Origin of the sequence: Brevundimonas sp. P7753 (assembly GCF_013386595.1) — a bacterium.
In the GTDB taxonomy this organism is placed as follows: domain Bacteria; phylum Pseudomonadota; class Alphaproteobacteria; order Caulobacterales; family Caulobacteraceae; genus Brevundimonas; species Brevundimonas bullata.
The window spans coordinates 1-8,499 of sequence record NZ_JACARP010000073.1 but is presented as its reverse complement, the minus strand read 5'-3'; the positions used below and the strand labels follow the sequence as shown (position 1 = coordinate 8,499).

The following is an 8,499-nucleotide window of genomic DNA, read 5'->3' as shown; positions in this document are numbered from 1 at the left end:
CTCCCCACCCGGTCGCTGCGCGACCACCCTCCCCGAACGGGAAGGGAGAAGCTCAGGCCCTACAACCCCTCGAACAGGGCCGTGGACAGGTAGCGTTCGGCGAAGCTGGGGATGATGGCGACAATGGTCTTGCCCGCATGCTCGTCCAGCGCCGCCAGACGGAAGGCGGCGACCAGGGCGGCGCCCGAGCTGATGCCGACCGGCAGGCCTTCGACGCGAGCCGCCTTGCGGGCCATGTCGAAGGCCTCGTCGTTGGAGACCTGTTCGACCCCGTCGATCACGGCGCGGTCGACGATGGAGGGGACGAAGCCCGCGCCGATGCCCTGGATCTTGTGCGGGCCGGGGGCGCCGCCCGACAGGACGGGCGAGGCGGTCGGTTCGACCGCAATCATCTTCACCGAGGGCCGCTTCAGTTTCAGCGCATGACCGACGCCAGTGATGGTGCCGCCGGTGCCGACGCCGGCGATGACGATGTCCACCGCGCCGGCCGTATCGTTCCAGATTTCCTCAGCGGTCGAGACTTCATGGATGGCCGGGTTGGCGGGGTTCTCGAACTGCGAGGGGCTGACGGCGCCCGGGGTGCGGTCCAGAATTTCCTGCGCCATGCCGATGGCGCCCTTCATGCCTTTTTCGGCCGGGGTCAGCACCAGTTCGGCGCCCAGCAGGGCCAGCATCTTGCGGCGCTCGATCGACATGCTCTCCGGCATGACCAGGATCAGCTTGTAGCCCTTGGACGCCGCGACGAAGGCCAGGGCGATGCCGGTGTTGCCCGAGGTCGGCTCGACCAGGATCGAGCCCGGACGGATCTTGCCCGCCCGCTCCAGCGCCTCGATCATGGCCACGCCGATCCGGTCCTTGACCGAGGCCAGCGGATTGAAGAACTCCAGCTTGGCCAGCACCGTCGCCTTGGGCGCCAGTTCCGCCGTCAGATTGGGCAGCCGCACCAGGGGGGTGTCGCCGATGGTGTCGATGATGCTGTCATAGACCCGGCCCCGTCCGGCCTTCTTGTGGCGGCTGGCGTCATAGGCGGTGTCGGACATGGGCGATCTCCGTGCAGCGGTTTCGTCTGGGTGACAGTCCTTATACGCGCGAGACCAGACTGCGCCGCACAGGAATTCTCTCAGGCGCTTTAGCGCCGCTATAAAGGCGCCAGCGCCTCATGACGCCAGCCCCCGCCGCGCCGGATCAAAGGGCAGGACCTCGCGGATCGAAATCAGCGTCTTGAAGGCCCGCACCCGCGCGTCGTCGTTCAGCACCTCTCGGGTGAAGATCTCATAGGCCTCCATGGTCGGCGTGCGGACATAAAGGACGAAGTCAGTTTCGCCGGTCACGTACCAGGCGGCCTGGACCTCGGGCCGGGCCGTCAGGCTGTCGATCAGGGCGTCCAGCACCGCCGTCCCCTCGCGCTCCATCTCGACCAGGACGTGCATGGTCAGGGCGCGTTCCAGCCGCCCCTCGTCGATCACCGCCACGTCGGCGACGATGACCCCCTCCTCGCGCAGACGGCGCAGGCGGCGCGACACCGCCGATTCCGACAGGCCCACCCGATCCGCCAGCACCCGCGCGGGCTGCAGATTGTCGCGCCGGACCAGATCCAGCAGCCGGCGGTCGAAATCGTCGAGCGTGACGGTTTGCTGCATCATACTTCTCTAAAACGACGTTTTATTGCATTCTAGCAGCAGAATTCAGCGAGAAACACAGGCGGCTTTTCACTAGGTTCCCGGCCGATGTCCTCCCCGACCCTGTCCCTGAATTCGCCGCGCCTTTCGGTCGCCCTGCCCTATCTCGCCCTGGTCGGCGGGATGGTGTCGCTGGCGGTCGGCACCTCCTTCGCCAAAGGTCTGTTCCCCCTCGTCGGCGCCGAGGGCACGGCGGCCCTGCGGGTCGGCCTGTCCGCCCTGGTGCTCATCGCCATCTGGCGGCCGTGGCGCTTCGCCCTGACGCGGGCCGACGCCGGGCGGGTTGTGCTTTACGGCCTGGTGCTGGGCCTGATGAACCTCAGCTTCTACATGGCGCTGCGGACCATCCCCCTGGGCCTGGCCATCGCCATCGAGTTCAGCGGTCCTCTGGCCCTGGCCCTGATCCATTCGCGCAAACTGGTGCATTTCGCCCTGGTCGGCCTGGCCGTCGCCGGTCTGGCCATGCTGTTGCCGATCTGGAGCGGGGTCGAGGGGCTGGACCCGGTCGGGGTCGCCTACGCCGCCTTCGCCGGCCTGTGCTGGGCCCTCTATATCGTCTTCGGCAAGCGTCTGTCGCACATGCACGCCGGTCAGTCGGTCGCGCTGGGCATGAGCACCGCCGCCCTGGTCATCCTGCCCTTCGGCGTCTCGACGGCGGGCATGGCGCTGCTGGCGCCCTCGGTCCTGCTGCTGGGCCTCGGCGTCGCCCTGGTGTCCAGCGCCCTGCCCTATTCGCTGGAGATGATCGCCCTGCGCCACATCCCCAAGCGCACCTTCGGCGTCCTGCTCAGCGTCGAGCCGGCCATCGGCGCCATGGCGGGCATGGTGCTGCTGCACGAACAGCTTAGCCCTCTGCAGTGGCTGGCCATCGGCTGCATCGTCGCCGCCTCCATCGGCGCGGTCCTGACGGCGCCGAGAGGCCAGACCCAGCCCCTGACCGAGCCCGGCGCGCCCGCCTGATCTTGGCCTGATCCCAGGCCTCACGCCCGGCCCCGTCAGAAACGACGCTGAAGGCTCAGACGAACGCTGCGCCCGATCGGGTCCTGCCAGTCCCGGCCATACCCGGGCGCGGGCGCCCCGTCGCCCAGACGCGCCTCGGGCCGCGCGTCGAACAGGTTGCTGACCTCCAGGCTCAGTTGCAGACCGGCGCTGCGGCGGCGCGGCCCGCCTTCCTCGTCGGCGTTCGCGGCGCGAACCGAGGTCGACGTCATCTGGAAGCTGATCTTGAGGTCCACCGCGGTATAGGGCGCCGTGATCAGATCGCCCGGGCCGTCCTGCCCGCCGAAGCGCCGGGTCCGATAGCCGTCCTGCCAGCGCGCCGAGGCATTGACGCCCCACCGGCCCCGCCGCGCGTCGAGCATCGCCCGCGCCTCCTGGCGCGAAACGCCCCCGCCGTCGCCCTTCAAGCGGTCCAGCTCCGGCAAGCCCGCCGCTAGGGACTGGGTGTTGCTGAGCCTCAGGTTATAGTTGAGGGACACCCGCAAGACCGTCGCCTCATGGGCGGCGACGCCGGCGGGTCGCGGAAGATTGAAGTTCAGACTGCTGGTCAGGCCTTCCGTCAGGGTCGAGCTGAGGTTCAGCGGCCGAAAATCGATGCTGGTCAGGCGCCCGCTCGCGTCCCGCTGGAACCGATCGGGAAAGGCCGCCTCGACATCCTCGGTCAGGTCCGGCAGGGCGCCGATCCCGTCGGTCGATTCCGTGCGTTGGTATCCAAGGTTGGCCGCCAGGGACCATCGGGTGAAGGGCCCGATCGAGGCGGTCACAGACAGGCGTTCCGAGCGGGGCGGACGCAGATCCGGATTCCCGCCTCGGATCGGCGTGATCTCCACCGCCTCTCCGGTCTGGAAGTCGAACACCACCACGGGCGTATCGAAATAGGCCGGCTCGAATCTCTGCAAGTCCGGAACGCTGTCGCTGGAGGCGGCCCAAAGGCCGTTCAGACGCACGCCCTTTTTCGGCGTCCAGACAAGGGCGGCGTTCACCTCGTCTCCGTCACCACCGCTGGACTGCCGAACACTGCCGCCCAAGGTCGCCTGAACGTCCCCCAGAACACGCCCCGTCCCCGTCTCTGCCGCCTTCGACAGCGGGATCGTCACCGAACCGCGGGCCTCGCCGGTCTGATAATTCGTCGTGGCGCGAACCTGATCCCGATCCAGGATCGAACGGGTCCCCGCCAGGCTTCCGCTCAGGTTCGCGACCACCGCGCCTGTCGGGAATTCCATCAAGGTCCGGCCGGCCGAACCGTTGAAACCGATGGACTGGTTCTCGCTTCGGATATTGGCGAAGCCCTCATCTCGAGAGCGCGACGCCTGACCGTTCATGTTCCCCTGCACTGACCAGCCCAGCGCCGTTCCGCTGAGCCCGGCCGAGGCTCCCAGGCTTTCCGACTGGCGGCGGCCCTCGACAATGTCGGCGCCCAGACGCGAGACGGGGCGGCTCTCTCTCGCCTGTCCGTTCAGACTGAAGACCCCGGCCCATTGACCCATGGATCGCGTCAGATTGACGTTGGCCGAGACGGCCTGGGTGCGAGGACGCAGCGTGATGGCCCCGGCCCCCGCGCCCTCCTCTTCATGACCGCGGTCGCGCTCATCGGCTCGCAGGGCGCTGTCGCGCGAAACCCGGACGCCCGCCTGGTGCGTGTTGTCGCCCGCGATGGCGGAACGACGCAGGTCGGCGGACAGGGAGGAGGTCCCGCCCTGCGTCGGGCGTGATCCGACCATGCGGCCGTCGTAGCTGGAGAAGCGTCTCTGCAGCACCAGGTTGACCACCCTCTGGCCGGGCGCGCCGCCGTACAGGGCCCCCGCCTGGGGCGGCAAGATCTCGGCCCGCACCAGGGCGTCTGGCGGAAAGCCGGAAAAGACGGCCGAATTCGCCACCCGCTTGCCGTTGACGATCACCATCGGCTCGTCGCCGACGCCGAGCGTTTCGCCGATCCGATCCAGGACCTCGCCGATGTCATAGGCGCCCAGGGCGTCGATCTCGGCGCCGTTCAATTCGGTCTCGGGCGGCACCCGCGCCGCGCCGCGCCGGCCGCGCACCTCGACATCGTCGACGCGCACCGGATCATCCAGATTGGTCAGGGTCACGACCTGCTGCGGCGCCTCGGTCGGAACCGGACCATCGAACGACGACTCGCCAAGCCCCGCAGCGTCCAAGGTGGCGAGCAACAGCCACAACATTACTGTACCCCCGCCCTACTGTAACGCCCTCCTATCTACATCTACGTCAACTTATCCGGTCGTCCAACACCGAACCTCACGTCAGGGGTCAGAAGCCGGTTCAGGCCGCCGAGGCCCCGCCGCCGACCGCCGCACGCAGGCGCGTCCGCTGAGCCTCCAGGGCGGGCGGCGCCCCTGGCGCGCCGGTGCGGAAGCGACCGACCAGCCTCGCCAAGGCCTCGGCCTCGCGTTTGAGGATGGCGGCGGCCGCCGTGGTCTGTTCGACCATCGCGGCGTTCTGCTGAGTGACCTGATCCATCTGGTTCACCGCCATATTGACCTGGCTGAGACCCGAGGCCTGCTCCTGGGCCGAGGCCGCGATCTCGGCGACCAGGGCGTCCATCTCGCCCACCTTGCCGGCGATGGCGTTCAGCGACGCCCCCGCTTCGCCGACCAGCTTCACCCCCTGGGCCACCTCGGCGCCGGACGCCGAGATCAGGATCTTAATCTCTCGCGCCGCCTCGGCGGAGCGCTGGGCCAGGGCCCGCACCTCGGAGGCGACGACGGCGAAGCCGCGCCCGCTGTCGCCCGCTCGCGCCGCCTCGACCCCGGCGTTCAGGGCCAGCAGGTTGGTCTGGAAGGCGATCTCGTCGATGACGCCGATGATGTCGCCGATCTGGTTCGAGGTCTGGCGGATGCCGTCCATGGCGGCGACGGCCTGGCGCACCACCACGCCCGACTGATCGGTCTGGCCGCGCGCCTCGCCGGCGACGGCGGCGGCCTGTCGCGCGCCCTCGGCGCTGCGTTTCACCGTGGCGGTGATCTCGTCCAGGGCGGCGGCGGTCTCCTCCAGCGACGCGGCCTGCTGTTCCGTGCGTCGCGACAGGTCGTCGGAGGCGCTGGAGATCTCGTCCGAGCCGCCGCGCAGCCCCGTTACAGAATCCAGCACCTGCTCCAGCGTCTGACGCAGGCTGTCCACCGCGTGGTTGAAGTCGTCCTTCACCCGGCCGTGGGCGCCGCTCATGTCCTGGACGATCCGCGCCGTCAGGTCGCCCGCCGACAGGTTCGACAGGTTGTCGGCCAGGACCGCGACCAGCGCCGTCTGCGCCGCCTCGGCGTCCAGCCGCTCCCGTTCGCGCCGCCCCGCCTCTTGTTCGGCCTCGGTGATGTCCACCGCCAGCTTGATGACCTTGGCGGGCCGTCCGTCCGCCCCCATGACCGGGTTGTAGGAGGCCTGCAGCCAGACCTCGCGTCCGCCCTTGGCGATCCGCCGGAACTTGGCGGCCACGAACCGGCCCGCGTTCAGGTCGCGCCAGAAGGCGGCATAGGCGGGACCAGCCGCCTCGTCCGGGTCCATGAAGGTGCGGTGATGCCGTCCCCGGATCTCGTCGAGGGCGTAGCCCATCGTCTTCAGAAGATTGTCGTTGGCGTCCAGAATGACGCCGTCCAGATCAAACTCGATCAGGGCCTGGGATCGGCCGATGGCGGCCAGCTTGTTTTCAAGATCATGGAGCTTCTGCTCCGCTTCGTGCTTCTGACGACCCTTGCCGAACATCCCAGCCCGCTCCCCAGCGTTGACTCGATTGATGACGCGCACTGACCCTGAAGGGTAAATTTTGAAACCTTAGTTTTCCTGCGGCGCGATCTACGGGCATTCCCGTAGATCGGCTTCACCACTCATTAACCACGATGAGGCATCCGTTAACGGTTAGAGGGCTGCGGTCAGGATCGACCCGACGCAGGCCGAAGGGGCCGTCTTTTTGCGCAATCTCGTCGCCGCCGTCGAAGCGATCGACCCGCTGGTCGTCACCGGCAAGGTGGCGGGCGTCAGCGGCCTGCTGATCGAATCGCGCGGCGGCCTGTCGCGTCTCGCCGTCGGCGCCCGGGCCGAGATCCAGCGGCGCGGCCAGCCCCCACTGCCAGCCGAGGTCGTCGGCTTCCGCGACGCCAAGGCCCTGCTGATGCCCTTCGGTCCGGTCGAGGGCGTGGCCCCCGGCGCCGAGATCAAGATCATCGACACCGCCGCCAGCGTGCGCCCCACCACCGCCTGGCTGGGCCGCATCATCGACGCCTTCGGCCTGCCCATCGACGGGCTGGGGCCGTTGCCGCAGGGCGCCGTCCCCTATCCCTTGCGCGCCTCGCCGCCGCCGGCCCATTCGCGCGGCCGGGTGGGCGAGCGGCTGGATCTGGGCGTGCGCTCGATGGACGTCTTCACCACCACCTGCCGGGGGCAACGGCTGGGCATCTTCGCCGGGTCGGGCGTCGGCAAGTCGGTGCTGCTGTCCATGCTGGCCAAGCAGGCCACCTGCGACGTCGTGGTCGTCGGCCTGATCGGCGAACGAGGCCGCGAGGTCCGCGAGTTCATCGAGGAGACCCTGGGCGAAGAGGGCCTGAAGCGGGCCATCGTCGTCGTCGCCACCTCGGACGAACCGGCGCTGAAACGGCGCCAGTCAGCCTATATGACCCTGGCCATCTCGGAATACCTGCGTGATCAGGGTCTGGAAGTCCTGTGCCTGATGGACAGCGTCACCCGCTTCGCCATGGCCCAGCGCGAGATCGGCCTGGCCGCGGGAGAGCCGCCGACGACCAAGGGCTATACCCCCACCGTCTTCACCGAACTGCCCAAGTTGCTGGAGCGCGCCGGCCCCGGCCCGATCCGCGCCGACGGCACCGAAGCCGGACCCATCACCGCCCTGTTCACCGTCCTGGTGGACGGCGGCGACCATGACGAGCCGATCGCCGACGCGGTGCGCGGTATTCTGGACGGCCACATCGTCATGGACCGCAAGATCGCCGAGCGCGGCCGCTTCCCCGCCATCGACGTGCTGAAGTCGGTCAGCCGGACCCTGCCCGGCTGTCAGACCCCGCCCGAGCGCGAACTGAACCGCCGCGCCCGTCAGTGCCTGTCGGCCTATGCCAACATGGAAGAGCTGATCAAGATCGGCGCCTATCGCACCGGGGCCGACCCCATCGTTGACCGCGCCATCGCCCTGAACCCCGCGCTCGAGAACTTCCTCGGCCAGGACAAGGACGACCACACCAGTCTGGACGAGAGCTTCGTGCGGCTGGAGGCCATCCTGAACCAGGGGATGGCGGGATGAGTGATGAGTGGTCAGTGACCAGTGGCGAGGAAGTCGATCAACCCGGCCCGCCTCATCGCTCGTCACTCGGCGAAGCCACGTCTTCTTAACCCCCTCAACCGCATCGTGACGCCATGACCGCCTGGGCCCAATCCTTGATCCGCATCTCCAACTATGAAGTCGAGACGCTGCAAAAGCGTCTGGCCGAGGTCGCGGCCCGCAAGGCCGAGGCCGAGATGCGCGTCGCCGTCCTGGACGCCGAGGTCGAGATCGAGCGCCAGAACGCCCGTCTGGACCCGTCGTCTGGCATGATGCTGCAAGCCTATCTGAAGGGCTGGGCGATGAAGCGCGCCGACGCCGAAGGCCTGGTCGCCGCTGTCGCCGCCGAGGAGGAAGGCGCCCGCGACGCCCTGACCAGCGCCTTCGAGGAGTTGAAGAAGTTCGAGCATGTCGCCGAGGCCGCCCGCCTGAGCAAGCTGCTGGCCGCCGCCAAACGCGAAACCGCCGCCTTCGACGAAATGGGCCTGCGCCGCCGTGCGGGGGGCTAAGACGCCTCTAGACCCTCCCCCGCGCGCGGGGGAG

7 protein-coding genes are annotated in these 8,499 nt (G+C 68.7%); 3 read left to right on the top strand and 4 right to left on the bottom strand.

The genetic code is table 11. The features are described 5' to 3' along the window. Positions 1-59: 59 nt before the first annotated feature. Together cysK and HX774_RS13800 are read right to left on the bottom strand one after the other, a co-directional pair. The gene (cysK, locus tag HX774_RS13805; RefSeq protein WP_178827608.1) at positions 60-1,040 is read right to left on the bottom strand and encodes a cysteine synthase A; all 981 of its coding nucleotides are present in this window, start codon (positions 1,038-1,040) and stop codon (positions 60-62) included. 117 nt (positions 1,041-1,157) lie between these two features. Continuing rightward, positions 1,158-1,643: an Lrp/AsnC family transcriptional regulator gene (locus HX774_RS13800; RefSeq protein WP_255500455.1), complete on the bottom strand. Its 486-nt coding sequence runs from the start codon at positions 1,641-1,643 to the stop codon at positions 1,158-1,160. Positions 1,644-1,727: 84 nt separating this feature from the next. Here HX774_RS13800 and HX774_RS13795 point away from each other — a divergent pair, with 84 nt between their 5' ends. Next, positions 1,728-2,639, top strand: coding sequence for a DMT family transporter (locus HX774_RS13795; RefSeq protein ID WP_178827606.1), 912 nt, complete (start codon positions 1,728-1,730; stop codon positions 2,637-2,639). 35 nt (positions 2,640-2,674) lie between these two features. Here HX774_RS13795 and HX774_RS13790 read toward each other — a convergent pair whose 3' ends face one another. Next, positions 2,675-4,858 (bottom strand): TonB-dependent receptor, encoded by a 2,184-nt coding sequence (locus HX774_RS13790; RefSeq protein ID WP_178827604.1) that lies wholly within the window; start codon positions 4,856-4,858, stop codon positions 2,675-2,677. 100 nt (positions 4,859-4,958) lie between these two features. Beyond that, entirely contained in the window at positions 4,959-6,392 is a 1,434-nt protein-coding gene (locus tag HX774_RS13785; protein WP_178827601.1) for a PAS domain-containing methyl-accepting chemotaxis protein, read from the bottom strand. A 205-nt stretch (positions 6,393-6,597) separates the two neighbouring features. Here HX774_RS13785 and fliI point away from each other — a divergent pair, with 205 nt between their 5' ends. Together fliI and HX774_RS13775 are read left to right on the top strand one after the other, a co-directional pair. Next, a complete protein-coding gene (fliI, locus tag HX774_RS13780) occupies positions 6,598-7,938 on the top strand; it encodes a flagellar protein export ATPase FliI (RefSeq protein ID WP_178827599.1) in 1,341 nt (446 codons plus the stop codon). A gap of 113 nt (positions 7,939-8,051) precedes the next feature. Continuing rightward, the gene (locus tag HX774_RS13775; RefSeq protein ID WP_178827597.1) at positions 8,052-8,465 is read left to right on the top strand and encodes a flagellar export protein FliJ; all 414 of its coding nucleotides are present in this window, start codon (positions 8,052-8,054) and stop codon (positions 8,463-8,465) included. Positions 8,466-8,499 lie beyond the last annotated feature (34 nt).